Origin of the sequence: Micromonospora sp. NPDC005173 (assembly GCF_040608515.1) — a bacterium.
Classification (GTDB): domain Bacteria; phylum Actinomycetota; class Actinomycetes; order Mycobacteriales; family Micromonosporaceae; genus Micromonospora.
Map to the genome: position 1 here is coordinate 1 of NZ_JBEXIK010000014.1, position 26,790 is coordinate 26,790.

Sequence of the window (26,790 nt, forward strand, 5' to 3'; positions counted from 1 at the left end):
CACCGCCGTGAAGGGCGGGGATTCCCTCGGTCGCCCGAGGGGGTTCCTGTTTCACCGGGCCGTGCCTTCACCGCTTTCGCGGGTCGGGTCTTACCCTCCCTCCACAGGTGTTTCACCTCTCCGCCAGCCCGGCGGCGAGAATGTTGCGGGCGGCGTTGACGTCCCGGTCATGCACGGCATCACAGCCGGGACACGTCCAGACACGAACGCCAAGGGTCATCGCGGTGTTGATCCGCCCGCACGCCGAACAGGTCTTCGTGCTCGGATACCAGCGGTCAACGGCGATCACAGTCCGCCCGTACCAGGCGGCCTTGTACTCGATCATGCTGCGCAGGTGTGTCCACGCCGCGTCGGAAATGGCGCGGGCCAGCGAGTGGTTGCGCAGCATGGTGCGCACACTGAGATCCTCGATCACGACCGTTTGGTTCTCACGGACGAGTCGAGTCGACAACTTGTGCAGGTGATCCCGCCGCCGATCGGCGATACGGGCATGGATCCGAGCCACCGCCAGACGGGCTTTGGCCCGATTCGCGGAGTCCTTGGCCTTACGCGACAGGTTCCGCTGCGCCTTGGCCAACTTGCGCCGGTCAGCGCGCTCATAACGCGGGTTGGTGACCTTCTCCCCGGTGGACAGAGTCAGCAGACTGGTGATGCCCGCGTCTATCCCCACCGCAGCGCCCACCGGCGGCAAGGCCGCGACGGACGGGTCGTCCACCAGCAGGGACACGAACCAGCGGCCGGCCGCGTCGCGGGACACCGTGACCGTGGACGGTTGCGCGCCCTCGGGCAGAGGCCGGGACCACACGATGGTCAGCGGCGCGTCCATTTTGGCCAGGGTGATCTGCCCGTCGCGCCAGCGGAACGCCGAGCGGGTGTACTCCGCCGACGCCCGAGACTTACGCTTGGACTTGAAACGCGGGTACCGCGACCGCTTGCCCCAGAACGCCGCGAACCCGGCTTGCAGGTGCCGCAGGGCCTGCTGCAACGGCACGGAACTGACCTCATTGAGGAACAAAAGCTCCTCGGTGCGCTTCCACTCGGTCAGCCACGCCGACGACTGCACATAGGTGCTGCGCTGCCGGTCAACCGCCCACGCACTCACCGGGAGCGGCCGGACACCATCCATGGTGGACGATCTTTGCCTCGAAACCGGCCGGCGAGGCAACGCGGCGGTCACCTGCCCGACCTGCGGCAACTCGCCCGCGGCGTGTCCGGGCCGGCCTGCGCGGTCGATGCCGCGCTGCGCCGGCGGTTCACCTGAGCGGTCGGAGGGCATCGTGTATCGATCAACTCGCCTAGGGTGGTGGGCCGGTAAGCGCTTCGGCGCACCACGACGGGAGAGACGATTGACTATCCGGTTGAACCGCAGGACGGCGCTCGGGCTGGGCACGGTAGCCACCGCCGGTACGGTGCTCGGCGCCGCCGCGCCGGCGAGCGCCGCCGAGGGCACCGAAGCCGTCCCGACCACCCCCGCCAAGGCCGCCAACCGGGTCGCCGCCGCTTACACCCGGCACAGCACAGAGGCCGGGGGCAACTGGCAGGCGTACGTCAGCGTGGCCGACCCGGCCGGCCCGCCGGTGGTCGCGGTGACAGCCGATGCGGACCGGCGGATCGAGGCATACAGCGTCAACAAGATCGCGGTGGCCACGGCGGTCCTGGACAAGGTCGACCGAGGGCTGCTGACCCTGGACCAGCGGGTCGAGGTGACCGCGGCGATCGTCGTGCCGGGCGGCGACGGCATCTTCAGCCTGGACGGCGCGTACCCGAGCAGCGTGACCCTCGGGCACGTGCTGGCCGCCCTGCTGACTGTCTCCGACGACACGGCGGTGCGGCTGTGCGGGTCGGTCTGCCCGGCCGCCGAGCTGAACGCCATCCTGGTCGGCAAGGGCTTCCCGAACACCCAGGTCGAGCCGGTGGCCAACCCGAACCGGTTTTTCCTCGGCACCAGCACCCCCCGGGAGACGCACGACCTGCTGCGCGCCCTGGTCGCCGGCACCTTGCTCTCCCCCGCCTCGACGGCGTTCCTGCTGGGGCTGCTGCGCTCCCCGGTGGCCTTCACCGACGGCATCCGGCGCACCATGTCCTCCGACGAACGGGCGCGTATCGCCACCAAGGCCGGCTGGTTCGCCGACGCCCGGCACGAGGCCGGGGTGATCTTCGACCGGTCCGGCGCCGCGGTGCTCACCTACGCGCTCTTCGCCGACGGGCAGGCCGACCCGGACGACTTCGGCGCCACTCACCCGGCGGTGCAGGCCCGGGCCGCCATGGGCCCCCGGTTCCTGAAGGCGGTGGGCCGGCTCGCCGGTGCCGGAACGGCGTACCGGACGGCGGCACGGCGGCCCAGCAACGGCGGCTGAGCCCGGCCCCGGATCGGTCGCCGAAGCGGCGGCCGATCCGGTGCGGCGACCGCCGACACGCGAGCCGACCCGGGTGACTACCGTGTAGTGCGGGACACTGCGGAGGGACGGCGATGGCACCAGCGGAGCGCACGGACGTCGAACGGTCACTCGGGCGACGGATGCGGGGTGCGGCCGGACTGGCCGCGCTGGCCGGACTGGCCTGGGCGGCCCGGGACGTGCCGGCGGCACTCGGCGGCCGACTCACCGGAGCCCGGGCTGAACGGGCGGCCCGCTCGCCGCAGTTTCGCGACGGCACCTTCCACAATCAGGCCGGCACCCGCACCATGATCGCCGACCCGGGCCGCAACCTGCTCCGCGAGCTGATCTTCGGCAAGCAGAAGCGGCGCCCGAGCACCGCGGTGCCGCTGCTGCGCCCGAGCGCACCACAGGCGACCGACACGACCGACGAGCTCACCATCGTCTGGTACGGCCACGCCTCGGCGCTGATCGAGATCGAGGGTCGGCGGGTGCTCCTCGACCCGGTCTGGAGCGAGCGCTGCTCGCCGTCGGGCCTGGTCGGCCCCCGCCGGCTGCACGAGCCGCCGGTGCGCCTGGATGAGCTGCCCCCGCTGGACGCCATCCTGATCTCCCACGACCACTACGACCACCTGGACATGGCCACCGTACGGGCGTTGCTGGCCGGGCAGTCCGCACCGTTCCTGGTGCCGCTCGGGGTGGGCGCGCACCTGGACCGGTGGGGCGTACCCGCCGACCGGATCATCGAGCTGGACTGGGCCGAGTCACACCGGGTCGCCGGGCTGGAGATCACCGCCACCGCCGCGCAGCACTTCTCCGGCCGGGGGCTGCGTCGCGACGGCACGCTCTGGAGCTCCTGGGTGGTCGCCGGTGCCCGACGCAAGGTCTTCTACACCGGCGATTCCGGCTACTTCGACGGGTACGCGGCGATCGGCGCGGAGCACGGACCGTTCGACGTCACGCTGATGCAGATCGGCGCGTACGACCGGGCCTGGCCGACCATCCACATGTTTCCCGAGGAGGCGGTCAACGCCCACCTCGACCTGCGCGGCGGGCTGTTCATCCCGGTGCACTGGGCGACGTTCAACCTGGCCCTGCACGACTGGTCCGAGCCGGTGAACCGCCTGTGGGCCGAGGCGAAGGCCCGCGACGTCCGGCTGGCCGTGCCCCGCCCGGGTGAGCGGGTGGTGGTCGACGACCCGCCCGCCGTGGACGGCTGGTGGCAGGCCGTCGCCTGACGGGGTAGGCCGCTCAGAGCACGAAGGCGTCGGTCCAGAGCGCTCCGGAGCGGCCGGAGAGCGCGTCCAGCATGGCCACCGCCTGGCCGTCGGTGAGCTGCGCGACGAAGTCCACGATGGCCCGCCCCCGGGCCCGGCCGATCCGATCCGGGGTGCGCGGGTGCAGCTCCGCCTCGGCCAACTCGACCAGGTCGTGCAGCCGGCGGGGTAGCCGGGACTCCTCCTCCGGGTCGAGCAGCCACTCCCACAGCGCCTCGACCAGGGTGCCCAGCAGCCGGGCCTGGCCGCGCTGGTGCAGGGCGAGGTCCGGGCGGGCCAGCACGAACCGGTGGTGGACGAACTTGAGCACCTGCACCTCGTGCCACTGGGCGCAGCCGAGCAGCACGTACCCAGAGCGCACCGACGGGTGATCGGTCACCGTGATCGCCTCGACGAAGCGGGTGGACCAGCGGGCGGAGAACCGGGCCACGTACTGCTCGGCCTCGATCGAGCCGTCGAACGGCATCGCCAGCAACCCGTCGACCAACTCCTCCCGGACGTGCTCGACGGCGGCGGCGAACGCCTCGTCGTCGGCAATCCAGGCGTCCTTGCGGTGCAACTGCCGGCGCAGCCGCTCGATGGCCGCACCGGGCCGCCGGGCCGCGGTGGCCAGCGCCGCGTCGGTGATCGCCCGGAACTGCCCGCTCTCCCGCTGCCAGGCCATCAGCTCGGCGGAGACCGAGCCCTGCTGGAGCACCCCGACCCGGTAGAAGTCCTCCACGTCGTGGATGGCGTACGCGATGTCGTCGGCGGTGTCCATCACGGACGCCTCCACGGTCTGCTGCCAGTCCGGGATGCGGCCGGCGAACGGCTCCCGGGCCTGCCGCAGGTCGTCGAGCTCGGTCCGGTACGCGCCGAACTTCGACGAGCCGCTCTCCGGGTCGTCCAGCGGCGGAGTGGCCCCGCGCGGCGGCGGGTCCATCGTGCGCGGGTGCGGGTCGGGATGGTCCAGCCGGGTCCACGGGTACTTCAGCATCGCCGCGCGGACCGCGGCGGTCAGGTCCAGCCCGGTGGTGGCCGCGCCCCTGATCTCGGTACTGGTGACGATCCGGTACGACTGGGCATTGCCCTCGAAGCCGTCGGTGAGGCCGAGACGCTGCCGGGCCAGCCGGTCCAGCACCCGTTCCCCCAGGTGCCCGAACGGCGGGTGGCCAAGGTCGTGGGCGAGCGCCGCGGCCTCCACCACGTCCGGGTCGCAGCCGCCGAGCTTGTCCAGCAGATCGCGCCACCGCCCGTCGCCCGTCAGCCGCTCGGCGATCGCCCGGGCCACCTGGGCGACCTTCAGGCTGTGGGTCAGCCGGTTGTGCACCAGCAGGCCCGAGCCGACGGGGCTGATCACCTGGGTGACACCGCCCAGGCGGGCGAAGAACGGCGAGCCGACGATCCGGTCCCGGTCGGCGCGGAACGGGTTGCCGGTGAGATCGCCGAGGGCCCGGGCGCTGCCGCCGAAGAGCCGGCGGGCCCGCGGATCCGCACGTTGTTCCATGATCGCAACGCTAGCGCAGGCGCGTCGGGCGGGTGTGGCGTGCGCCGTCGGGGCGGGCGGCAGAATGCAGCATGGAACCCACAACGAAGGCGGATCAAGATCGTGACCCAGTCAGTTCATCAGCGGATCGCCGACGAGCTCGGCGTCGCGGAGCGTCAGGTGCGGGCGGCCGTGGAGCTGCTCGACGGCGGCGCCACCGTGCCGTTCATCGCCCGCTACCGCAAGGAGGCCACCGGCCTGCTCGACGACGTGCAGCTGCGCAACCTCGAGGAGCGGCTGCGGTACCTGCGTGAGCTGGACGAGCGGCGGGCCGCGGTGCTGGAGTCCATCCGCGGCCAGGGCAAACTCGACGAGGCCCTCGAGGCGCAGATCATGGCGGCCGACTCGAAGTCCCGGCTAGAGGACATCTACCTGCCCTACAAGCCCAAGCGGCGGACCCGCGCGCAGATCGCCCGCGAGGCCGGGCTGGAACCGCTGGCCGACACGCTGCTCGCCGACCCGTCGCGGGACCCGCGCGAGACGGCGGCCGGCTTCGCCGACGCCGACCGGGGCGTGGCCGACGCCGCCGCCGCGCTGGAGGGCGCACGAGCCATCCTGATCGAGCGCTTCGGCGAGGACGCCGACCTGATCGGCACGCTCCGGGAGCAGATGTGGTCGCGGGGCCGGCTGGTGTCCCGGGTACGCGACGGCCAGGAGAGCGCCGGAGCCAAGTTCGCCGACTACTTCGACTTCGCCGAGCCGTACCCGAAGCTGCCCTCGCACCGGATCCTGGCCATGTTCCGGGGCGAGAAGGAGGGGGTGCTCGACCTGACGATGGACCCGGATCCGGAGGGTGACTCCGACGCCGTGGCCAGCGGCCCGACCCGCTACGAGGCGGCGATCGCCGGCCGGTTCGGCATCAGCGACCAGGGGCGCCCGGCCGACAGGTGGCTGACCGACACCGTGCGCTGGTCCTGGCGTACCCGGGTCCTCATCCACCTCGGCGCGGACCTGCGGATGCGGCTCTGGCAGGCGGCCGAGGAGGAGGCCGTCCGGGTCTTCGCCACCAACCTGCGTGACCTGCTGCTCGCCGCGCCCGCCGGCACCCGCGCGACGATGGGCCTGGACCCGGGCCTGCGCACCGGCGTCAAGGTCGCGGTGGTCGACGCCACCGGCAAGGTGGTCGCCACCGACACCATCTACCCGCACGAGCCGCGCCGGCAGTGGGACGCCTCGCTCGACACCCTCGCCAAGCTGGCCGCGGCGCACCGGGTCGAGCTGGTCGCGATCGGCAACGGCACCGCCAGCCGGGAGACCGACAAGCTCGCCGGCGACCTGATCAAGCGGCACCCGCAGCTCAACCTGACCAAGGTGGTGGTCTCCGAGGCCGGCGCGTCGGTCTACTCCGCCTCCGCGTACGCCTCGCAGGAGCTGCCCGGGCTGGACGTGTCGCTGCGCGGCGCGGTCTCCATCGCCCGCCGCCTCCAGGACCCGCTCGCCGAGCTGGTCAAGATCGACCCCCGCTCGATCGGGGTCGGCCAATACCAGCACGACCTGTCCGAGGTGAAGCTGTCCCGCTCACTGGACGCGGTGGTCGAGGACTGCGTCAACGGGGTCGGCGTCGACGTCAACACCGCGTCGGCTCCCCTGCTCACCCGGGTCTCCGGCATCGGCGCGGGGCTGGCGGAGAACATCGTGCTGCACCGGGACGCCAACGGGCCGTTCCGCACCCGGACGGACCTGAAGAAGGTGCCCCGGCTCGGGCCGAAAGCGTTCGAGCAGTGCGCCGGCTTCCTGCGCATCCCCGGCGGCGACGACCCGCTGGACTCCTCCAGCGTGCACCCCGAGACGTACCCGGTGGTGCGGCGGATCCTCGCCCACACCGGGCAGGACCTGCGCGCGCTGATCGGGCAGAACGCGATCCTGCGCGGACTCCGGGCGGGTGACTTCGTCGACGACACCTTCGGCCTGCCCACCGTCACCGACATCCTGCACGAGCTGGAGAAGCCCGGCCGCGACCCGCGTCCCGAGTTCCGGACGGCGACGTTCGTCGAGGGCGTCGAGACGATCGGCGACCTGACGCCCGGAATGGTGCTCGAGGGCGTGGTCACCAACGTGGCCGCGTTCGGCGCCTTCGTCGACGTCGGCGTGCACCAGGACGGCCTGGTGCACGTCTCGGCCATGTCGCACACCTTCGTGAAGGACCCGCGCGACGTGGTCAAGTCCGGCGACGTGGTGAAGGTGAAGGTGCTCGACGTCGACGTACCACGCAAGCGCATCTCGCTCACCCTGCGGCTGGACGACGACGCCGAGGCCGTCCAGGGCGGCACGGCCGGCGGCCGGCGCGAACGCGGGAGCCAGCGCGGCGGGCAGGATGGCCCGCGCGGGGGCACCGGGCGTGGTGGCCAGGGCGGCTCCGCCGGGCGTGGTGGCCGCAATGCCCAGGACGGACGCGGCGGGCAACCGCGGCAGGGCCGTAGCGGCGCTACCCCGCCGCCGGCCAACGACGCTATGGCCGACGCCCTGCGCCGGGCCGGGCTGGCCTGACACAATCCGGCCAGCCAGCGCCCAGCGAGACGACGGGCGATAGCCCCGGGACCACCACCGTGCACCCGGGGCCGTCGCCCGAGAGGGATCCGCTCTCCTCAGTCGGGTGTCTTCCCCTGCTGCGGGTTCTCCCTCAGCCACCCGTCCATGGTGTCGTTCTTCACCGCCGCGAAGAGCTTCGCCGAGGCCGGCAGGTCCGGGAAGATCACGCTCTCGTCGCCGACCATGCCCACGCCTGTGGTCGGGCTGGTCATCATGGTCACGTTGTCGGCACCGACCTGGCGCAGGTCCCAGATCGTGTCGAAGACCGACAGCGCCTGGTCCACCTGCACGGCGTCGGCCGTCGCCTGAAGGAAGTCGTTGAGCTGGCCGGGGCTGGTGAGCACGCCCTTGCGGCTGGCCTCCCGCATTACGGCGGCGATGAGGGCCTGCTGGTGACGTATCCGGCTGTAGTCCCCGTCGGCGAACTGTTTGCGCTCCCGGGCGTACTCCAAGGCGACCGTGCCGTCCATCCGATGCACGCCGGGCTGAAAGACACGTCCGGGGGGCGCCGCCGAGGTGAAGGGACGGTCCACGGTGACGTCCACGCCGCCCAGAACGTCGATGACCTTGCCGAAGCCGACGAAGTTCACCAGGACGACGTGATCGATACGCACGCCGGTGAAGCCCTCGATCGTCTGGACGAGCAGCGGCGTCCCCCCCCAGGCATAGGCCGCGTTGATCTTGGCCTTGGTCGGACCGCCGCCGTCCTCTGGCAGCGAGGCCGGGATCATGGTCCAGGTGTCCCGCGGGATCGAGATGAGCTGGGCGCGGTCCCGGCTGTGTGGCACGTGGACCAGCATGATGGTGTCGGTACGTGAGGTGGTGTCACCCGGCTCCGGTTGATCCTTGCCGACGACGAGGAAATTGCGCGCGGAATCCGCGGCCCGGACCGGTCGCTGCTCCTCCTGCAACCCGCGGAAGGCGTCGACCTTCTCTACCTGTTTCTCCAACGATCGCACGTAGAGCCAGGTGCCGACCCCACCGCCACCGAGCACCACCACGAGGACGAGGGCGGCAACGAGCGTCGTCGCGCGGGCCCATCTGCTTCTCGGCCACCATCGCCGACGTCGGCGGCGCCGATCCATTTCGCCGCCTCGCGGATTCTGCGGTCGAGGCGTCCGCCCTGCCTCGCCAGGAGAAACCTGCTCCACCATGGATACCGACAATACCCTTCAGAAGTATTTAAAGTGCCCAGAACGTCGGAATCGGTGGCCGGCACCCATGTCAGGGGATGACAGGGCTTCGCGTACCGTCGGCACATGGACGACGGCTCGGCATGGCGCGAGCAGCGGCAGTGGGCGGTGCGGGCGCACGCGGTGGCCGACGAGATGCGCCGGGCGGCCGAACAAGCGGAGGCCGCAGAGCTGGTCGCCCGGTTCGCCGCCGAGGCGACCCGGCGCGGGCTGTGCCACGATCGGCTCACCGCCATACGTCACGACGGCAGAGGCCGCTACCGCACCCAGCTTGCGGGCTGGTATCTCGATCGGGCCCGAACCCGGGCGGTCGACGCATCGGGGCAGTTCTATCTCCTGATCGTCCGGGCAAGCCTGCGGGCCCGGCTGTTCGGTGCCGACCCGCAGCCGTCTCGGGCACCTTTGGTGATCGGGCAGGGCGGCCGGGACGGGGAGTCGGTCCCGCTACGGACGCTGCTCGACCGGCGACTGGCCGCCGAAGACGGCTGGGATTGACCGGCACGGTTCGTTCTACCCATTGCGCTGTTACGGGACCGTTCAACCCGAACAGCGCAACGACGTCCTCGTAGATCGGCCGTGACCGGCCCATCCCTGTCGCACGCCACGCACGGCCTGCGTTCGCGGCCCGGCGGGTGCCGGTGCCGCGCCGCCGACCACGGGTGGTGACGGGTATGGCGTCACCGATCACCAAGACATCCGAAATGCCTGATTGGTCCATAAGACGTGAAACATGCGGCAAGCGGCGATACGAGCGATTAGAACGAGGATGCGGTTCCTAGCCGACCGTGACCCCGGACTCATTGACGTACCGAAAGGGAGCCGTTTATGCCGCGCGCCGCACTCCAGCCCACCCTGGACGCACTCCCGCGACGAAAGGTCTGGCGTCCGGGCGCAGCTGCATTGCTGGTCGGCGACACCGCGGGCTGGGTGGCCGGCCTGACCGCTGCGACGTGGGCGCGATTCGAGTTCGAATTCGCCACTGCCGAACTCACCCGGGCCGTCAGCGCCGGCTTGGTCGCGGCCCTGCTCCACGTTGCCATCTCGTGGGCGGTGCGCAGGCACGGGGGCCGCAACCCGGTCGGCAGCATGCAGGAGGCGCAGGCCCTCGCGACGACAGCCGCCTGCACCGGCCTCGCGATGCTGCTGGCCGACATCACACTGGCCCAGCACCCCGTGCCCGCAAGCTCGCCACTGGTCGGGTCGGCCATCGCCCTGCTGTGCATGCTGGCGATTCGCTGGGCGTATCGCCGCCACAACGACCGGGCACTACGCCCCGATGCCCGCTCCGCGACCCCGGTGCTGCTGTTCGGGATCGGCTCTGCCGGCCGAGGGCTGCTGCGGGCGATGCTCAGCGACCCACGCGGCCGGTACCTGCCGGTCGGGCTGCTTGACGACGACCCGAAGAAGCGGCACCTGCGCGTCGACGGTGTGCCGGTGCTCGGTCGCCGCAGCGAGATCGCCGCCGCCGTCCGGCAGACCAACGCCAGCACGCTGATCCTCTCGGTCGCCAACGCGGACGCCGCGCTGATCCGGGAACTCCGAGCGCTGACGCTGGCAACCGGTGCCGAGTTCAAGGTGCTTCCACCCGTCCGGGAACTCGTAGATCAGCGGATCAGCGTGGCCGACGTGCGTAGCCCCAACATCATGGATCTGCTCGGCCGACGGCAGGTGGTCACCGACCTGGCCACCAAGGACGAGGGACTGCGCGGCCTTCGGGTCCTGGTGACCGGTGCCGGTGGCTCGATCGGCTCGGAACTCTGCCGGCAGGTGATGAAGGCGAACCCGGGTGAGCTGATGATGCTGGACCGCGATGAGTCCGCCCTGCACAACCTGCAACTGTCGCTGACCGGCAGGGCCCTGCTGGACGGCCCTGAGCTGATCCTCGCCGACCTGCGGGACGATGAGGGCATCCGGCGGATCATCCGGGAGCGGCGACCGGACGTGATCTTCCACGCCGCAGCGCTCAAACACCTCCCGCTCTTGGAACAGTATCCGGGCGAGGCGGTCCAGACGAACGTCTGGGGGACGCTTTCGGTGCTCGACGCCTGCCGCGACGTCGGCCGGTTCGTGAACATCTCCACCGACAAGGCGGCCGACCCCGTCAGCGTCCTCGGTTACTCGAAGCGGATCACCGAGCGGTTGACCGCGGACGCCGCCTCGCGTTTTCCCGGCACCTTCCTCAGCGTCCGGTTCGGCAACGTGCTGAGCAGCCGCGGCTCCGTGGTGACGGCGTTTCAGCATCAGATCGAGTCCGGCCAGCCGCTGACCGTCACCCACCCCGAGGTGACCCGCTATCTGATGACCGTGCAGGAGGCGGTGCACCTGGTGCTGCATGCCGCCGAGATCGGCCGGGACGGGGAGGCGCTGGTGCTGGACATGGGCGAGCCGGTCCGCATCGCCAACCTGGCCCGGCAGATGGCCGAGCAGGCGGGCAGCGACGTCCCGATCGTCTACACCGGACTTCGGCCGGGCGAGAAGCTGCACGAGAGCCTCTTCGGCGCCGGCGAGATCGACATCCGGACACTGCACCCGATGGTCTCTCACGTGGCAGTGCCACCGCTCGACCACATGGAGCTCAGCGGCCTCGATCCGTACGACGATCCGGCAAAGATCGTCGCGCAGCTCGCCCGGCTATGCGCCCATCCGGTCGCCCCATCCGGCGGGAGTTCCGTCCAGGTGCCGTTCTCCCGATGACTGCTGGCACGGGCCCGGCCGTGGTGATCCCCAATCAGTCGAGCCTCCCAGCACGACAGGGGCAGGCTGGCATCGCTGGGCACCCGCCGCGCACGCTCCTCACCCGCCGACTGTTGCAGCGCCGAACGCCGGCCTCGTGCCACGCCCCGTATGCGGCGGCGACGGCCATGTTCGTGCGGTGCCCGCAGCCGGGGGGCAGGTGGCGTTGACCGGGCCTGCGCTCGGGTGGGCATGACCAGGGACGAAATGGTAACAAACCGCCCGCTTGCTCGTTAGGTCAGCGAAACCTGCCCAGCCGGCCTGACCGGTCTGCGCCGGTCCACTCGATCAACACCGGAGGTCGACCGATGACGTTCCCGGACCGAGTGAGCACACCTGTGGTCCGCCAACCCGGACCCGATTCGGCGGCCGAGCGGATCCTCCTGTCGCCGCCTGACGTCGGCGTGCTCGAGGAGTCGTACGTCCTGAACGCGCTCCGGTCCGGTTGGGTGGCGCCCGCCGGCCCCGACCTCGACGCCTTCGAACGCGAAATCGCCCAGCGGGTCGGTTGCGCACACGCGGTGGCGCTCGCCTCGGGCACCGCGGGACTTCACCTGGCGCTGGTCGCGCTCGACGTCGGGCCCGGGGACTCCGTGGTGGTGCCGACCCTGACCTTTGCGGCGACGGCCAACGCCGTGGTGTACACGGGAGCGGAACCGATCTTCGTCGACTGCGAGCCGGCAACGGGCAACCTGGATCCCGACCTCCTGCGCGACCTGCTCCGTGACCTGCGGCGACGGGGCCGCCGGATCGCCGCCGTGATGCCCGTCGACATCTTCGGCAGCTGCGCCGACTACGGGCGGATCCTGCCGCTCTGCGCGGAGGCCGGAGTGCCGGTGGTGGAGGATGCCGCCGAGGCGCTCGGGGCGGTCCGCGCCGGCCGTGCCGCCGGCTCATTCGGCCGGGCGGCGGTCGTCTCGTTCAACGGGAACAAGATCATCACCACCTCGGGCGGCGGAATGCTGCTGTCCGACGACGCCGCACTCGTGGCCCGCTGTCGCTACCTGTCGACCCAGGCCCGTCAACCGGTCACCCACTACGAGCACACCGAGGTGGGCTACAACTACCGGTTGAGCAACCTGCTCGCTGCTCTGGGCAGGGCCCAGCTGCGCCGCTTGGACGAGATGGTGGCCCGGCGCCGGCGCCTGCGGGAGCGCTACGCCAAACTGTTCGCCGCGGTCCCGGGCGTCCGCCTGCTCTCGGACGAGGACGAGGGGGGCAATTGCTGGCTCACCGCCATCCACGTCGATCCAGCCGTCGCCAACTGGCGGGCGCCGGATCTCGCCGACCATCTCGGCGCACAGAGGATCGAAACGCGACCGGTGTGGAAGCCCATGCACCTGCAACCGGTCTTCGCCGGCGCGCGGTCACTGGTCACCGGAACGGCTGAACGGCTCTTCGCGGACGGCCTGATCCTGCCGAGTGGTTCCGCGCTGAGCGAGCGCGAGATCGTCCGCGTCCTCGACGCGACGCAGCAGTTCCTGGACGGCCGTTGACGGGACACGGGGCAGACACGATGAAGCTCGAAATCTGGAACGCCCGGCGTGCCGCCGACGCGAGCCGCTGGCAGGCCGTGCACGGGGCATGGGCGCAACGAGAGATCTTCGCCGCCCCTGCCTACGTTCGCCTGTTCGCCGAGGAACAGGACGAGCCGCTCGCCGCGTACGCGGAGACACCTTCCGGGTTCATCCTGTACCCGTTCGTGCTGCGGCCGATCGCCGCGCCCCACCTGAGCGAAGGGACACGTCGGGCGACCGACCTCACCAGCCCCTACGGCTACAGCGGCGCCTTCCACAGCGGCGCCACCGAGGTCGACGCCAAGGAGTTCTGGTCGGCCTTCGAGGAGTTCTGTCGAGCCCGAGGCGTGGTCTCCGAGTTCACCCGCCTCTGCCTGTTCGAGGACCGGCGGCTGCCGTACCCCGGCCCGACGCGGCAGAAGCTCGTCAACGTGGTCCGTGACCTGCGGACGCCGCAGGATCAGATGTGGCGGGAGTTCGACCCCAAGGTCCGCAAGAACGTGAACAAGGCCCGGCGGCTGGGGGTCAGCGTCGAGGTCGACGAGACCGGCGCGGGTGTGGATGACTTCCTGCGGATCTACCACGCCACGATGGATCGCCGGCACGCCCGGTCGAGCTTCTACTTTCCCCGGGAGTTCTTCCAGACCATCCTCGACGAACTGGCTGGACAGTTCGTCTTCTTCCACGCCGTGCACGGGGAGCGAATCGTCTCCACCGAACTCGTCCTCTCCTCCGCCGATACGCTGTACTCCTTCCTGGGCGGCACCGATCGGTCCGCCTTCGACCTGCGTCCCAACGACCTGCTGAAGGTCGAAGTGATCCGGTGGGGACAGGAGCACGGCAAGGCGCGTTTCGTCCTCGGCGGCGGCTACGCCGCCGACGACGGCATCTTCCGGTACAAGCGCGCCTTCGCTCCGCACGGCCTGATGCCGTTCTCCGTCGGCACCCGCGTGTTCGACGAACGGTCGTACGCGCCACTGGTCGACGCGCACGTCGCGCAGGGGCAGCGCCGACTCCCCGGGTGGCAGCCGGATCCCGGCTTCTTTCCGGCGTACCGGCAGGAGCTGCCGGCGCCGGAGACGGCATGAGCGGGGACGACCGCTGGGAGGTCGGCGCCGCGTACCCGTTGCTGCTCCCGAACGGCGAGGGTCTGGTCGAACCGGCCGGAGAGAGTCGGCTCTTCGGATCAGGCCGGCAGGCGGTCCGGGCCCTCCTCGAGTTCGGCCGCCGGGAGTACGGGTGGACGGCGGTGCACGTCCCGGCCTACTACAGCCCGTCCGTGGTACCGCACATCGCCGACCTGCTTCCGGTGCGGCGGTACGACAGTGGACCGCTGGGTCCGTTCCCGCAGCCGCGGGCCGGCCCGTCCGACGTGGTGATCGCCGTCTCATACTTCGGGGCGCCGCCGGTCCTGCCCGCCACGGCGGCGGCCCTCGTCGTCGACGTCACCCACGACCCGACCGCTCCCTGGCTCGACCGGCTGCGAGCTGACTACCTCTTCGCGTCGCTGCACAAGACCCTGCCCCTGCCCGACGGGGGGCTGCTCTGGTCCGGCGGCGGACGCCCCCTGCCGGCCACCGTGCCGCCGACCGACCGTCACCTCGCGACGGTCAGCCGGATCCTGGCCGCGATGTGCCTGAAGGCCGCATATCTGACCGGCGCGCCGGTGCGCAAGGAGCAGTATCTTCCGCTCTACACGGCCGGCCTGGCGGAACTCGGGGCGTCCACGGTGAGCGGAATCTCCGACTTTTCCCGCGAGGCACTGCGGATCCTGCCCGCCGCGCTGCTGCGTCGCCGCCGGATCGAGAACGCCGAGGAGTTGGCGTTGGGCCTGCCGGACCTGGCCGGCGTGCGGGTCCATGTCCGCACCTTCGGCGTGGTGCTCGAGTTCGACTCCGCCGGGCGGCGCGACGCGGTCCGCCAGGGCCTGCTCGGCCGGAGTGTGTACCCGGCGGTGCTCTGGGAGCTCAGCCCGCAGGACGTGCCACCGCATCAGCTCGATCTCTCCCGCCGGCTGCTCCATCTGCACACGGACGCGAGGTGGAGCAGGGACGACATGCGCCGGGTCGCCGCGATCGTGCGCGAGCTGTGCGAACGGAGCAGCGACTGTCCGACTCGGCTCGCGCCCGCCGGGTCGGAGGCCGCCCGACTTTGACCGGTTTGGGAATATTTCCCCCAAGCGCTGGGTAACGTGACGCTCTATCAGAGTTAACCGATTTCGGGGGTACGGGGTGGACTGCCAGAAGCTCGTCGTCGTCGGTCAGGGATACGTGGGACTCCCGCTGGCGATACGCGCCGTGGAGGCCGGCTTCGACGTCGTCGGCATCGACCTCGACGAGAGCCGGGTCAAGCGGCTCGCCTCAGGCGAGTCCTTCGTCGAGGACATCCCCGCCCAGCGGCTCGACTCCGCCCTGGACACCCGGCGGTACCACCCGACGACCGACTACGCCGACGCCGCCGGCTTCGACGTCTGCGTCATCACCGTCCCCACGCCGCTGCGCGACGGCGCCCCCGACCTAAGCCACATCGAGCAGGCCGGCCGGGCCGTCGGCCCGTACGTGCGGCCTGGCTGCACGGTGATCCTCGAGTCCACCACCTACCCCGGCACCACCGAGGAACTCCTGCGCCGCCTGTTGGAGGCGGCCAGCGGGTTGCAGAGCCCCGGCGACTTCCACCTGGGATACAGCCCCGAGCGAATCGACCCGGGCAACCCACACTGGCGGCTGGAGAACACCCCCAAGGTGGTGTCCGGCGTGGACGAGGCGGCCCGGCGCCAAGTGGACGGGTTCTACCGGCGGATCGTGGAGCGGACGGTACCGGTCGGCTCGACCCGGGTGGCCGAGCTCACCAAGCTGATCGAGAACACCTTCCGACAGGTCAACATCGCTCTGGTCAACGAGCTGGCGGTCCTGTCGCACGAGCTCGGCATCGACATCTGGCAGGCGATCGACGCCGCGGCGACCAAGCCGTTCGGTTTCATGTCGTTCCGGCCGGGGCCCGGCGTCGGGGGCCACTGCCTGCCGATCGACCCGTGCTACCTGTCCTGGCAGGTGAAGCGCACTCTCGGCCGGCAGTTCCGGTTCGTGGAGCTGGCCAACGACATCAACCACGAGATGCCCCAACACGTCGTGCACCGCGTCATGGCCGGCCTGAACCAGCGGGGCCGGGCGGTGAACGGATCCCGACTGCTGCTGCTCGGCCTGGCGTACAAGAAGAACACCGGCGACATGCGCGATTCCCCCGCCGTCGACATCACCCGCCGCTTGCAAGCGCTCGGCGCCGAGGTGCGGGCCGTCGAGCCGTACGCCGAGTCGCATCACATCCCGGACGGCGTGGTGGTGGTGGAGCTGACCGAACGCGAGGTACGCGCCGCGGACGCGGTGGTCGTGGTCACCGATCACGACGCGTTCGACTACGACCTCGTGGCACGGGCGGCCTCCCACGTCCTCGACACCCGCCACCGCTGCCAGGGCGACCAGGTCGAACGACTGTGACCGCGCCTGGTTCCGCCCGGACCAGACGATCCGCACCAGGCCAGGACCAACCCACTGGAGCAGACGGCGTGAACGCCCATCGCAACTCATACGACCGGATCAAGCGAATCCTCGACATCCTGCTCGCCAGCCTCGCCCTGCTGGCCTTCGCGCCGGTGCTGCTGCTCGTCAGCGCCCTGATCGCGGTGGCCGACGGCCGCCCGGTGATCTTCCGGCAGACCCGGCCGGGCCGGCACGGCAAGCCGTTCAAGCTGCGGAAGTTCCGCACCATGACGGCGGTCGGCCCGGGCCGGATCAGCGACGGGGAGCGGCTTACCCGCCTCGGCAGCCGGCTGCGGGCGGCCAGCCTGGACGAGCTGCCCAGCCTGTGGAACGTGCTGCGGGGCGAGATGAGTCTGGTGGGCCCCCGCCCGCTGCTCATGCGCTACCTGACGAGATACACGCCCGAGCAGGCGCGCCGCCATGAGGTGCGGCCCGGGTTGACGGGCCTGGCCCAGGTACGCGGTCGCAACTCGCTCAGCTGGGAAGAAAAGTTCACCTACGACGTGCGGTACGTGGATACCCGCTGTCTCCGCCTCGATCTGCGCATCCTGCTGGAGACGGTGGTGATGGTCCTCCGCCGCGAGGGCGTCACGGCTGACGGTCACGCGACCGCTCCCGAGTTCCTCGGCATGGCAGGTCCAGGGTCGCGGATGAAAGCCGATGCTGGCCGCTCCTCCCCGGTCTGACCACGCCCGCCGTCCGGACCGGCCGCAACAACGGCCCTCCATTATCGGCGGTGGACCGCCGGCTGCCGCGGCCGCGCGGACCCAGGCCGCGGCCAGCGCTCAAGCACCTCCCGACTGCAGCGGTACCCGGGCGAGGCGGTCAAGACGAACATCTGGGGCACGCTCTCGGTACTCGAGGCATGTCGCGATGTGGGCCGGTTCGTGAACGTCTCCACCGACAAGGCCGCCGACCCGGTCAGCGTCCTCGGTTACTCCAAGCGGATCACCGAACGGCTGGCCGCGCACTCCGCCTCGCGCTATCCCGGCACCTTCCTCAGCACTCGGCGGCCGGCGGCCAGGGTTCCCGCCGCCGGACGTGTGGCCGTACCGCGGGTGGGTCAGTCAGCGTCGGATGCCCGCCCAGTCGTGGTGGCGGCGGACCGTGGAGAGGATGAAGTCGACCACGCGGCGGGAGGTGTCGGGTACCCGGTAGTCGGCCGGGCAGGGCACCCCCTGCGTGGCGACCTGGTCCACGGTCACCCCGACCGCCTCGACCACGCCCTGCGGGTCGAGGCCCGTCATGATGATGCCCCCCGCGTCCAGAGCCTCGGGCCGCTCGATCGACTCGCGCAGCGTCACCGCCGCAAAGCCGAGGATCGCGGATTCCTCGCTGACCGTCCCGCTGTCCGACAGCGTGCAGTACGCCCGCGTCTGCAGATGAACGTAGTCGAGCAGGCCGAACGGTTCGTGGAAGGCGATCCCGTCGAGCGCGGCGGCGTTCGCCGCCAGCGCCTCCAGCCGCTTGCGAGTGCGCGGGTGGGTGGAGACCAGCACCGGATGCCCCCACCGGTCGCGGACCGCGCCCAGGCAGTCCAGCAGCTGCCGCAGCCGCTCGGGATGGTCTATGTTCTCCTCGCGGTGCGCGCTAACCAGGAAGTACCGGCCCGGGGCAAGTTCGAGCTGGCGCAGAATCGACGAGGCGGCGATCTCCGCCCGGTAGTGCTCCAACACCTCCCGCATCGGTGAGCCCGTGTGCAGGATCCGGCGCGGGTGCAGCCCTTCGGCCAGCAGGTTGCGGCGGGCGTGCTCGGTGTAGACCAGGTTGAAGTCGGCGACGTGGTCGACCAGCCGGCGGTTCGTCTCCTCGGGGACGTTCAGGTCGAAGCAGCGGTTGCCCGCCTCCATGTGATAGACCGGCACCCGCATCCGTCGAGCCATCAGGGCGGCGATGCAGCTGTTGGTGTCACCGAGCACCAGCAACGCGTCCGGCCGCAGCTCGGCGAGGGCGGCCTCCATCCCGACCAGTACCCCGCCCAGCACCCGGCCGAGGGAGGACGTGTCGATCCGGAGAAACCGGTCCGGCTCACGCAGCCGTAGTTCCTTGAAGAAGACGTCGGAGAGGCTGGTGTCCCAGTTCTGTCCGGTGTGCACCAGCAGGTGGTCCACCGTGTCGTCGAGCCGGGCGATCACTCGAGACAGCCGGATGATCTCGGGTCGGGTGCCGACCACCGTCATGATCCGGGTCATGTCCGTCCTCTCCCCATGGATGCCTTGAGCAGGATGTCCTCGACCTGGTCGACGCCGACCCGCAGCGACATGCGCTCCTGATAGACCTCGCGGGCCCGCAGTCCCATCGACGTCCGCGCCGCCGCCGGCAGGTCGGCCGCCTCGACGAACCGTTCGGCGAGCGCGGCCCAGTCCTCGGGCGGGCAGACCAGGCCCACCCCGGTCGACTCGACGAGACCACCGGCGTCGCCGCCCACCCCGGCGATCACCGGCGCGCCGCAGGCCAGGGCTGCCTGCAGCTTCGACGGGACGGTGCCGCGCAGGGCGGGCAGATCGCGCAGGCAGACGAGTTGCCAGTCCGCCGCGGCGTACAGCTCGGCCATCTCGTCGGCAGGACGGCGACCTATGAACCGCACGTTGTCCGCGCCCAGCTCGACGGCGAGCCCGCGGGCGGCGTCCTCGCCGGCCCCCGAGCCGACCAGCACCAGGTCCATCCGGTCCCGAGCGGCGGCCGCCGCGCGGACGGCGGTCTCCACGCCCTGCAGCAGGCCGAGGTTGCCGGCGAACATCACAGTGCAGCGGCCGCGGTGGCCGAGCACCGCGCGAGCCTCGGCGGTGGCCGGCACCGGACGGAACAGCGCGTCGTCGGTCCAGTTCCAGACCACCCGGATCCGGGCCGGGTCCGCGCCGCGCTCCACGAGCAGATCGGCCATCGCCGGCGAGATCACCACGATGGCTGCGGCCAGGCGGTACGTCGTACGCATCAGCGCGGCCAGGCTGAGCTCCAAGGCCCGGCCGGCATAACCGGTCGGTGCCATCCCCGACTGCAGCACCGACTCGGGCCACAGGTCCTGCACGTGCAGCACGATCGGCGTACGCCGGGCGGCGCGTAGGAGCGCGGCGGCGGCGATCGCGGTCGGCGGCGGATGGTAGACGTAGGTCACCTCGGCGCCGTCCAGCCAGCCGAGGCCGGCCATCGCGCTGCTGGCCCCGAAGGAGAGATAGCTCAGCGCCCGGCGGAGGGCCGAGGTGTCGTGGCTCGGGTAGGCCGGGACCCGCCGGACCGCGACCGGCCCCTGCGCCTCCCGGTGCCGCCAGCGCTGCTCCCAGCCCGGGTAGATCCGCCCGTGCGGATAGCTGGGGAAAGTGGTGAGAACCCGTACCTGGTGGCCCCGGCGGGCCAGCTGCTGCGCCAAGTTGCCCGGGATGAACGCGCCTTCCGGCGGATACCACTGACTGACTAGGCCAACCCTCATGCCGAGACCGACACTGGCTTCGGAATCGCCGCCTCGACCGGTTCCGGCCAGGTGTCCGGACAGGCCGGATCGAACAGCTCGTTAGTCCAGAACAGGGTGATCAGCTCCTCCGGGCCGGTATTGACCAGGTTGTGCGCCCACATGGTGGGCATGTCGACCGCCACCGACTCGGCGCCGGAGACCGAAAACCGGAGCACCTCGTCGCCGCCGACCCGACGCAGGCTGATCTCGGCCGAGCCGCGCAGGACCACGAAGCGCTCCACCTTCGCGAGGTGGAAGTGTTCCCCCCGGATGATCCCCGGACGCGTGGTCGAGCAGAACGTCTGCCCCGCTCCCCCATGCACCTTGACCGCCTCGACCAGTTGGCCTCGGGCGTCGGCGCGCCGGGCCAGCGGCAGCGGGTAGTGCGCCGGGAAGCCGTGCGAGCGATAGGTGTTGAACAGCCGTACCTGGTGCCGGTCGGTCAGCGACGGGATCTCCCCGGTCCGGTAGGTGGCGGCCACGTCGGTGAGCCAGTCGGCGAGTTCCCGCACGCCGATCCGCAGCGGCGGCATGGCCGGGTCCCACGACCCGCCGGCCGGCACGCCCATCAGCCGGGCGGCGGCGTCGGTGACGTGCACCAGACTCAACTCCCGGTCGGCGTGCACCTCCGGCCGCCCGCTGGCGGAGAGCACCCGGCAGAAGGTCGCGACGGCCGAGTTGTAGAACGGGCGGCCGTGCTCGCCATAGAGGTTCGGCAGCAGCACGTCCTCGAGGAGCAGGCCGGTGTCGGCCAGGATGCCCGCCGCGGCCGCCTTGGCGTCGCCGTACGGGGTGCCGTTGCCGGCCTGTACGGAGTTGGCGTACGCCACCGAGGCCGGCGGCACCTCGGCGGCGCGCAGCCCCGCCGCGAGTTGGGCGGCCAGCCGGGTGTTGCCGGCGGCCACCTCGGCAGGCTCGCCACGGTTGACGCCGGCCAAGTGCAGCACCCGGTCGACCCCGCGGATCTTCGCCGCGACCAGCGCCGGGTCGGTCAGGTCGGTGCGGCTGACGGCAGCCGGCTCGGGCCAGCCGAGCGCCCGCAGCAGCACCCGGACGTGCCAGCCGAGGAAGCCTCCGGCCCCGGTGATCGCCAGCCTCAGCACGACAGCACCGGATCCCGCAACGCCAGCTCCGCCCGGATCTCCGGCAAGGTCTTCAGCAGGTCGACGATCTCGGGTACGCCGAGCCGCGGCGCGTTCCCCGAGTTGAAGTCCACAGGCGGCGGGTCGCCCAGCCCGCCCTCAGACACGTAGAGCGCGTAGTTCAGGTCGCGGGCGTCCAGCGGAACCCGCAGGAAGTCGCCGAAGTCCTCGGCCCGGGCAAGCTCCTCCCGGCTGGCCAGCGTCTCGTCCTGCTTCTCGCCGTGCCGGACGCCGATGAGGTCGAGCTTGGCCGGCACGTCGAAGAGGTGACAGACGGCCTCGGCCAGGTCGCCGATCGTGCAGGCGGCGGCCTTGCGGATAAAGATGTCGCCGGGACGGGCATGGCCGAAGGCGTGCTCGACCAGCTCCACCGACTCGCTCAGCGACATCAGGAACCGGGTCATCGCCGGATCGGTGACCGTGGGGGCGCGTCCGGCCTTGATCTGCTCGATGAAGAGCGGGATCACCGAGCCACGGGAGTACATGACGTTGCCGTACCGGACACACGAGACGGTGGTGGCGCTGTGCGGGTTGTTCCGGGCGTGTGCCTGGGCGACCTTCTCCATCAGGGCCTTGCTCATGCCCATGGCGTTCACCGGGTGGACGGCCTTGTCGGTACTCAGCACCACCACCGAGCCGACCCCGTTGCGCTCGGCCGCCTCCACCACGTTCGCGCTGCCCACGATGTTGGTCCGGACCGCCTCGAGCGGGAAGAACTCGCACGACGGCACCTGCTTGAGCGCCGCCGCGTGGAAGATATGGTCGATGCCGCGGCTGGCCCGCCGCACCGAGTCGTAGTCCCGCACGTCCCCCACGTGGTAGCGGACCCGCTCGTCGCCGAGCAGTCGGCGCATCGTGTCCTGCTTGGCCTCGTCCCGGCTGAACACGCGAACCTCGCCGACTCCCCGATCGAGGAGCCGGCGAACCATGGTCTGGCCGAAGGAACCCGTGCCGCCGGTGATCAGTACCCGGCGTCCGGTGATCGAGTAACTCACTGGTGCTCCCGTTCGTCAGGGACCGGTGCCACGTGGTGTTCGCGCGCTGGCACGGCCACCGAGGCACAGGGTCAACGCCTGTCATTCAGGCCGGCTCTGTCCTGCCTGACAACGAGCTAAACACTCTAATGGCCCGAAATCACCCGAATAGGGCAACAAGCCCGCAGGAGACCGCATTCGGCTACGACGGCGGCGCGACCGTTCAACGGATTCCCGAGCAGTCCACTCCGCTCAGTTCGGCTCGCCGGACCTGAGTGGAGCGACCGGTCGGGGCGGTTGGATCCCGGTGCGGTCAAGGAGCCGCTTCTGCAGCAGGGAGGTCTCGACCTCCCAGACGAACTCTGCCCGGCCGGTCTGAAAGCAGTGCTGCGCCATGGCGCGGACGGCGGCCAGGTCCGCCGCCAGTTCCACCAGAAGCCGGCTGAGCGGGGCCGCTTCCACCGGGACTACCCAACCGACTCCGAACTGCTCGATCAGCGCCCGGTTCTCGGGCAGGCTGCCGGCGATGACGGGGCGACCCGCCACCACGGCTTCGAACAGCTTGTTGGACAGCGAGTCGTTGGCCGTGTCCACCGCCTGGTACAGCGCCGTGCTCAGGTGGGCGCGTTGATAGCGGGCGGGCACCTCGGCCCCGGGACAGGGGTCTCTCAGCGAGATGTAGGGCTCGGCACCAGCGTTGACTATCCGGTCCCGGAGGGCCTGCCGATAGTCCTGGCTCGCCGGGCCGGTCATCTCCAGCCGCACCGCCGCACCGGCGGACCGGGCGGCGACGACGGCGTCGATCAGGATTTCGAGGGCGCGCCCGGGATAGAGGGTGCCCACACAGGCCACGACGAGCTCCGGGCCGGGCGATGGCGGTACGAATTCCGGCGCGAACGAGGCGAGCGGCACGTTGCGCACCACGAGCACGTCATCGAAGCCCAGCTTGCGGAACGCGGCCGCGTGGCTCTCGCAGACGGCCAACACCGTGAGGCCCCGCCGTCGTGCCACCATCCGCAACAGCAACGGCTCGAGTCGGGAGTACCAGGTGGCCAGTGAGCCTTTCGTCCGAATGCCACCGGGCCGCTCGCGTCCATTGAGGATGATGTGAGAGCCCCATCGTTTCCGGTGCGCCAAACCGATCCAGAAAAGTGAAATGTGACCGACGAAAATGGTTCTGGCCGGCGTCGCCAGGACCCGGCGGCGGAGCCGCCGGAGCGCCGGAAGGTAGACGCCCAGCAGATTGCGTACGGAGGCGGTGAATCGACGACGGTCGTCGATCTGGCGCACCGGCAACTGCTCGACATCGACACCGTCGAGCCACGACCGGCCGGGCTCGTCCGCCGCTCCGAAGCGGCCGACCCGGGAGAGGGTGATGGCCCGCACCGAGCCGGGAACGCTGGACGCGACCGTGACGGCGATCTTCCGCGTTCGGGTGGAGTGGCGGAAGGGCGAGAGATCGCAGAGGAGAAGCGTCGTGTCCGGCGTCATGTGAACTCAATTCTTCGAAATGGATTCGGGATCGAAGGCGAAAAGGTGAGCGCATCTGGTTGAACGAGAGAAGAGTTGGCAGGTTGCGTGTACGGGTGCCGCGGCAGGAAGGGAATGAAGCTCCGGAAACGAGAGCCGGAACCGTCGGACCAGGAATGCGGGTTGCCGTCATTTCTCCCGAGCCAGTGCCAGTGCCGGGGCCGCCGCCGGCCGTGGCATCTCCCGGCCCGCTCTGGTGACCGTCCACAGCGACAGCAGCCAGGAGGCCACGTACGCGGCCGCCGCCGACAGTCCGAACGCCCAGACGGCCGCCAGTGCCGAGGCGCCGGACATGGCGACGGCACCGACTGCTCCCGTCACCACCAGCACCCGGCCCGCATCCCACGCCAGTTGCAGGCCCTGCCTGCCGAAGACGATCAGCGTCTGCGACAGCGGGGCGGCGACGAACTGCGTAGCGGCGTAGATCGCCAGCGCCTGGGCGTAGCGTCCACTGTTCGCCCACTCCGCCCCGAACAACGCTGAGAAGGCCGACGGTGCGCCGAAGGCGAGGACCACGAGCCCGGCACCGGCGATCACCGCCAACTGCCGGCTCGCCGTGAGAAAGAGTCGTCCCGTACGAACGCCGCCGCCGGATCGGGCGCTGCCGGACAACTCCGCCAGGTACACCTGGGCGACCGCCATGCCGATCAGCGCCGCGGGCATCGCGATCACCCGCTGGGTCAGGCCGAGCCAGCCGGCCACCTCCGCACCGTAGTGGTACGCGATGAGCAGGGCAGGCAGCTGCAGCCCGAGCACGTTGAGCAGCCCGGACGGTGCCAGCAGGAGGGGAAACCGGCGGTAGCGCACCATCAGGTCCCACAGCATCCGGCGTCGCACCCCGGCGCACCCGTCCGCCGCGGGCCGACCCGCCCCCCGAAGCAGACTGAGCGCGCCCACGAGGTGGCCGACCCCGAGGCCCAACGCCATGCCGCCGGACCGCACGCCGGCCATGCCGGCGCCCAGCTGGGTGAGCAGGATCGCGACGGACTGAAGCAGGTTGCGTCGGCCGATCGCGCCGTACCGCCGGTACCGGATTGCCAGCTGGTTCAGCACCAGGACAGCGCCCATCGCGGCCGCGGTCCACGGCGTCAGCCACAGCCACCGCCGGAGCGCCGGCTGATCGAAGAGCACCGCGACGTCGTCTCTCGCCACCGCCACGACGGCGGTGCACAGCATCGCCGTGATGAGCGCCGCGACGAGGCCCAGCGCCACGAGGGCATGGGCGTCGCGGTCCCGTTCCGGCAGCGGCACCGCCAGTTCGAACCGGCCGGCGGCCACCACGCTGATGGTCGCCGCGAGCATGGACAGCACCGTGAAGACGCCGAAGTCCGACGGGCTGTATATCCGCGCGAGCAGCGGCGCGGCGAGCAGCAGGAGCAGTTGTCCCCCCGCGCTTCCGGCGGCGATGCTCAGCACTCCCCGCCGGCTGCCGCCCAGTCGACTGCGGACGGACGCGAGCAGCCCGATGCGTCCCCGACCTCCGGTGGGCCGGTCACCACCAGCGGGCACCGGGCGCCTTCGCTGCCGGAGCGCCCCTCTTGGGTTCGAATCCTGCCAGCCACGCGGGTCGCCCCTGAGGCGGTACGACCGCGCGGTGGCCGACGCCCGTCGGCACCGGTCGCCCGCTCATCGACACGGCCTGGTCGGCAGGCTGCCGGTTGGCACGGCCGATCCGGCTACCCCAGTACCACAGCCCCAGGTAGGGGACGAGGCCGACGTTCAACGGGGTCTCGATGCCACCGGCGACCCAGGTCCCGAGCACGACGGTTACCCCGGCGATTCCGACCAGCTCCAGCGAGTTGTAGTTGACGCCACACAGCGTCCGCCGGGTCAGCAGTTGTAGGAGCACGCCGAAGAGCCCGGCCAGGAGGATCACTCCCACAGTGTCGAAGTTGTAGTGGATCGAGCCCCACAGGGAGGGCGGCGAGGTGCCGCGGGTGGAGCCGTACAACGTGGCGAAGACCTGCCCGCTCAAATCGCTGCCCCGGTTGCCGGGCAGGACGCCGGCCAACTGCTCGAGCCACTCCCGGCCGTAGCGGACGGGGCTGGCGGAGGTGTAGATGAAGGCGGCGATCCCGCTTTCCTGATTGTCGTTCACGAAACGCGCGATGAGGTCGGTCAGCGCCGTCCGCACCGGGTGCTCGGCACTGCCGGCGCCGCGGGCCAACACGAAGGTGGACAGCAGCACGAGCGGCAGTCCGAGAATCACGGGCACCAGCGCCGCCCTCGGCAGTCGCCGCCCGTGGTGCAGGAACGTGAAGACCATGGCGGTCAGCAGGAACATCACCAACGCGCTCCGCTGCCCGGTGGCCATGAGCGCGAGCGCGGAGACTCCGAGGAGCGCGATAGAGCACGCCCGCGCGAAGAGCCCGCTGCGGCTGAACGACCAGGCGACCAGCACGAGCGTGAGCGACGGCAGGATCACGTTCTTGAATTGGTTCACATAGCCCGGGTAGAAGTACGCGCTGCCGGCGTACGACTCCAGGCGAAGCGTCGCGATGTCCGCCGGCGAACCGCTCAGTCGGCCCCACAGGCCCGTGAGAAAGGCGCTGTACCCGACGGCCTTGAAGTAGGCCACCGTGATCAGGATCGAAACTCCGATTACGGCCAGGATCGCGGCCGTCGGCGGCAGTAGGGAGACCGAGTATGACGAACGGAAATGCGCGTCGTTCGCCGAGGAAGTCTCGCTGCGGGTCAGCCAGAGAAAGGTGACCATGCTGGAGATGACGTAGATGGCAACAGCCCCGGCCATGAGCCGCGCGTAGAAGACCTGCACCTCGGAGGCCGGGTCGACCAGTCGGACCGTGCCGTAGAGCATCAACATCTGGCACGCCACGAACAGCCCGTCCGGCGTGAGGAGGCCGTTGCGCCGGATCGCGACGAAGTAGTGGATCACGGCCAATCCGAGAACCGGCACAAATACCAACAACACTCTCGACCCCCGCTCTTCCGCCAACATCGGCTCAACGAGGGCCAACCGGTCAGGTCACGCCGGCAGCCCCGACCACATC

General features: G+C 70.7%; 21 protein-coding genes and 1 pseudogene. 12 read left to right on the forward strand and 10 right to left on the reverse strand.

Going from position 1 to position 26,790, the window contains the following annotated elements; translation table 11 throughout:
* Window positions 1–112 precede the first annotated feature (112 nt).
* Window positions 113–1,126, reverse strand: coding sequence for an RNA-guided endonuclease TnpB family protein (locus ABZV00_RS17660; protein ID WP_355607251.1), 1,014 nt, complete (start codon window positions 1,124–1,126; stop codon window positions 113–115).
* Window positions 1,127–1,138: 12 nt separating this feature from the next.
* Here ABZV00_RS17660 and ABZV00_RS17665 point away from each other — a divergent pair, with 12 nt between their 5' ends.
* The 3 genes from ABZV00_RS17665 to ABZV00_RS17675 all read left to right on the forward strand — a co-directional run bounded on the left by ABZV00_RS17665 (window position 1,139) and on the right by ABZV00_RS17675 (window position 3,613).
* Complete coding sequence (locus ABZV00_RS17665) at window positions 1,139–1,261, forward strand: hypothetical protein (RefSeq protein ID WP_355607254.1); 123 nt, start codon at window positions 1,139–1,141, stop codon at window positions 1,259–1,261.
* A gap of 97 nt (window positions 1,262–1,358) precedes the next feature.
* Window positions 1,359–2,357, forward strand: coding sequence for a serine hydrolase (locus ABZV00_RS17670; protein ID WP_355607256.1), 999 nt, complete (start codon window positions 1,359–1,361; stop codon window positions 2,355–2,357).
* 113 nt (window positions 2,358–2,470) lie between these two features.
* Window positions 2,471–3,613: an MBL fold metallo-hydrolase gene (locus ABZV00_RS17675; RefSeq protein ID WP_355607259.1), complete on the forward strand. Its 1,143-nt coding sequence runs from the start codon at window positions 2,471–2,473 to the stop codon at window positions 3,611–3,613.
* Between the two features lie 13 nt (window positions 3,614–3,626).
* On the opposite strand, the gene dgt is transcribed toward ABZV00_RS17675, so the two are convergent.
* On the reverse strand, window positions 3,627–5,138 hold the full coding sequence (gene dgt, locus ABZV00_RS17680; RefSeq protein WP_355607261.1) for a dGTP triphosphohydrolase: 1,512 nt from the start codon (window positions 5,136–5,138) through the stop codon (window positions 3,627–3,629).
* Between the two features lie 102 nt (window positions 5,139–5,240).
* On the opposite strand from dgt, the gene ABZV00_RS17685 reads away from it, so the two are divergent.
* On the forward strand, window positions 5,241–7,664 hold the full coding sequence (locus ABZV00_RS17685; protein ID WP_355607264.1) for a Tex family protein: 2,424 nt from the start codon (window positions 5,241–5,243) through the stop codon (window positions 7,662–7,664).
* 98 nt (window positions 7,665–7,762) lie between these two features.
* Here the strand turns inward: ABZV00_RS17685 and ABZV00_RS17690 are convergent, their stop codons facing one another.
* The gene (locus ABZV00_RS17690) at window positions 7,763–8,707 is read right to left on the reverse strand and encodes an LCP family protein (RefSeq protein WP_355607267.1); all 945 of its coding nucleotides are present in this window, start codon (window positions 8,705–8,707) and stop codon (window positions 7,763–7,765) included.
* A 258-nt stretch (window positions 8,708–8,965) separates the two neighbouring features.
* On the opposite strand from ABZV00_RS17690, the gene ABZV00_RS17695 reads away from it, so the two are divergent.
* The 8 genes and pseudogenes from ABZV00_RS17695 to ABZV00_RS17730 all read left to right on the forward strand — a co-directional run.
* Window positions 8,966–9,394 carry a hypothetical protein gene (locus tag ABZV00_RS17695; protein WP_355607270.1) on the forward strand — a complete coding sequence of 143 codons (429 nt, stop codon included), beginning with the start codon at window positions 8,966–8,968 and terminating at the stop codon, window positions 9,392–9,394.
* Between the two features lie 330 nt (window positions 9,395–9,724).
* Entirely contained in the window at window positions 9,725–11,593 is a 1,869-nt protein-coding gene (locus ABZV00_RS17700; protein WP_355607273.1) for a polysaccharide biosynthesis protein, read from the forward strand.
* Window positions 11,594–12,009: 416 nt separating this feature from the next.
* Window positions 12,010–13,128: an aminotransferase class I/II-fold pyridoxal phosphate-dependent enzyme gene (locus ABZV00_RS17705; protein ID WP_355607564.1), complete on the forward strand. Its 1,119-nt coding sequence runs from the start codon at window positions 12,010–12,012 to the stop codon at window positions 13,126–13,128.
* A 20-nt stretch (window positions 13,129–13,148) separates the two neighbouring features.
* Window positions 13,149–14,237 (forward strand): GNAT family N-acetyltransferase, encoded by a 1,089-nt coding sequence (locus ABZV00_RS17710; RefSeq protein WP_355607276.1) that lies wholly within the window; start codon window positions 13,149–13,151, stop codon window positions 14,235–14,237.
* On the forward strand, window positions 14,234–15,304 hold the full coding sequence (locus ABZV00_RS17715) for a hypothetical protein (RefSeq protein ID WP_355607279.1): 1,071 nt from the start codon (window positions 14,234–14,236) through the stop codon (window positions 15,302–15,304). The genes ABZV00_RS17710 and ABZV00_RS17715 overlap by 4 nt, the downstream gene beginning before the upstream one ends.
* A gap of 76 nt (window positions 15,305–15,380) precedes the next feature.
* Window positions 15,381–16,643, forward strand: coding sequence for a nucleotide sugar dehydrogenase (locus ABZV00_RS17720; protein WP_355607281.1), 1,263 nt, complete (start codon window positions 15,381–15,383; stop codon window positions 16,641–16,643).
* A 68-nt stretch (window positions 16,644–16,711) separates the two neighbouring features.
* Window positions 16,712–17,371, forward strand: a complete 660-nt coding sequence (locus ABZV00_RS17725; RefSeq protein WP_355607284.1) for a sugar transferase — start codon at window positions 16,712–16,714, stop codon at window positions 17,369–17,371.
* A gap of 95 nt (window positions 17,372–17,466) precedes the next feature.
* Window positions 17,467–17,695 (forward strand): annotated as a pseudogene (locus tag ABZV00_RS17730) (polysaccharide biosynthesis protein); the annotation flags it as partial.
* Window positions 17,696–17,752: 57 nt separating this feature from the next.
* Here the strand turns inward: ABZV00_RS17730 and wecB are convergent.
* The 7 genes from wecB to ABZV00_RS17765 form a co-directional block, all read right to left on the reverse strand.
* On the reverse strand, window positions 17,753–18,877 hold the full coding sequence (wecB, locus tag ABZV00_RS17735; protein ID WP_355607286.1) for a UDP-N-acetylglucosamine 2-epimerase (non-hydrolyzing): 1,125 nt from the start codon (window positions 18,875–18,877) through the stop codon (window positions 17,753–17,755).
* The gene (locus ABZV00_RS17740; RefSeq protein WP_355607289.1) at window positions 18,874–20,112 is read right to left on the reverse strand and encodes a glycosyltransferase family 4 protein; all 1,239 of its coding nucleotides are present in this window, start codon (window positions 20,110–20,112) and stop codon (window positions 18,874–18,876) included. Before ABZV00_RS17740 ends, wecB begins: the two co-directional genes overlap by 4 nt.
* Window positions 20,109–21,236, reverse strand: coding sequence for a capsular biosynthesis protein (locus tag ABZV00_RS17745; protein WP_355607291.1), 1,128 nt, complete (start codon window positions 21,234–21,236; stop codon window positions 20,109–20,111). Before ABZV00_RS17745 ends, ABZV00_RS17740 begins: the two co-directional genes overlap by 4 nt.
* Window positions 21,230–22,270 carry an SDR family NAD(P)-dependent oxidoreductase gene (locus tag ABZV00_RS17750; RefSeq protein WP_355607294.1) on the reverse strand — a complete coding sequence of 347 codons (1,041 nt, stop codon included), beginning with the start codon at window positions 22,268–22,270 and terminating at the stop codon, window positions 21,230–21,232. The genes ABZV00_RS17745 and ABZV00_RS17750 overlap by 7 nt, the downstream gene beginning before the upstream one ends.
* A gap of 231 nt (window positions 22,271–22,501) precedes the next feature.
* Window positions 22,502–23,740: a glycosyltransferase gene (locus ABZV00_RS17755; RefSeq protein WP_355607297.1), complete on the reverse strand. Its 1,239-nt coding sequence runs from the start codon at window positions 23,738–23,740 to the stop codon at window positions 22,502–22,504.
* A gap of 168 nt (window positions 23,741–23,908) precedes the next feature.
* Window positions 23,909–25,288, reverse strand: a complete 1,380-nt coding sequence (locus ABZV00_RS17760; protein WP_355607300.1) for a lipopolysaccharide biosynthesis protein — start codon at window positions 25,286–25,288, stop codon at window positions 23,909–23,911.
* Complete coding sequence (locus ABZV00_RS17765; protein WP_355607303.1) at window positions 25,272–26,675, reverse strand: hypothetical protein; 1,404 nt, start codon at window positions 26,673–26,675, stop codon at window positions 25,272–25,274. Before ABZV00_RS17765 ends, ABZV00_RS17760 begins: the two co-directional genes overlap by 17 nt.
* Window positions 26,676–26,790: the final 115 nt, after the last annotated feature.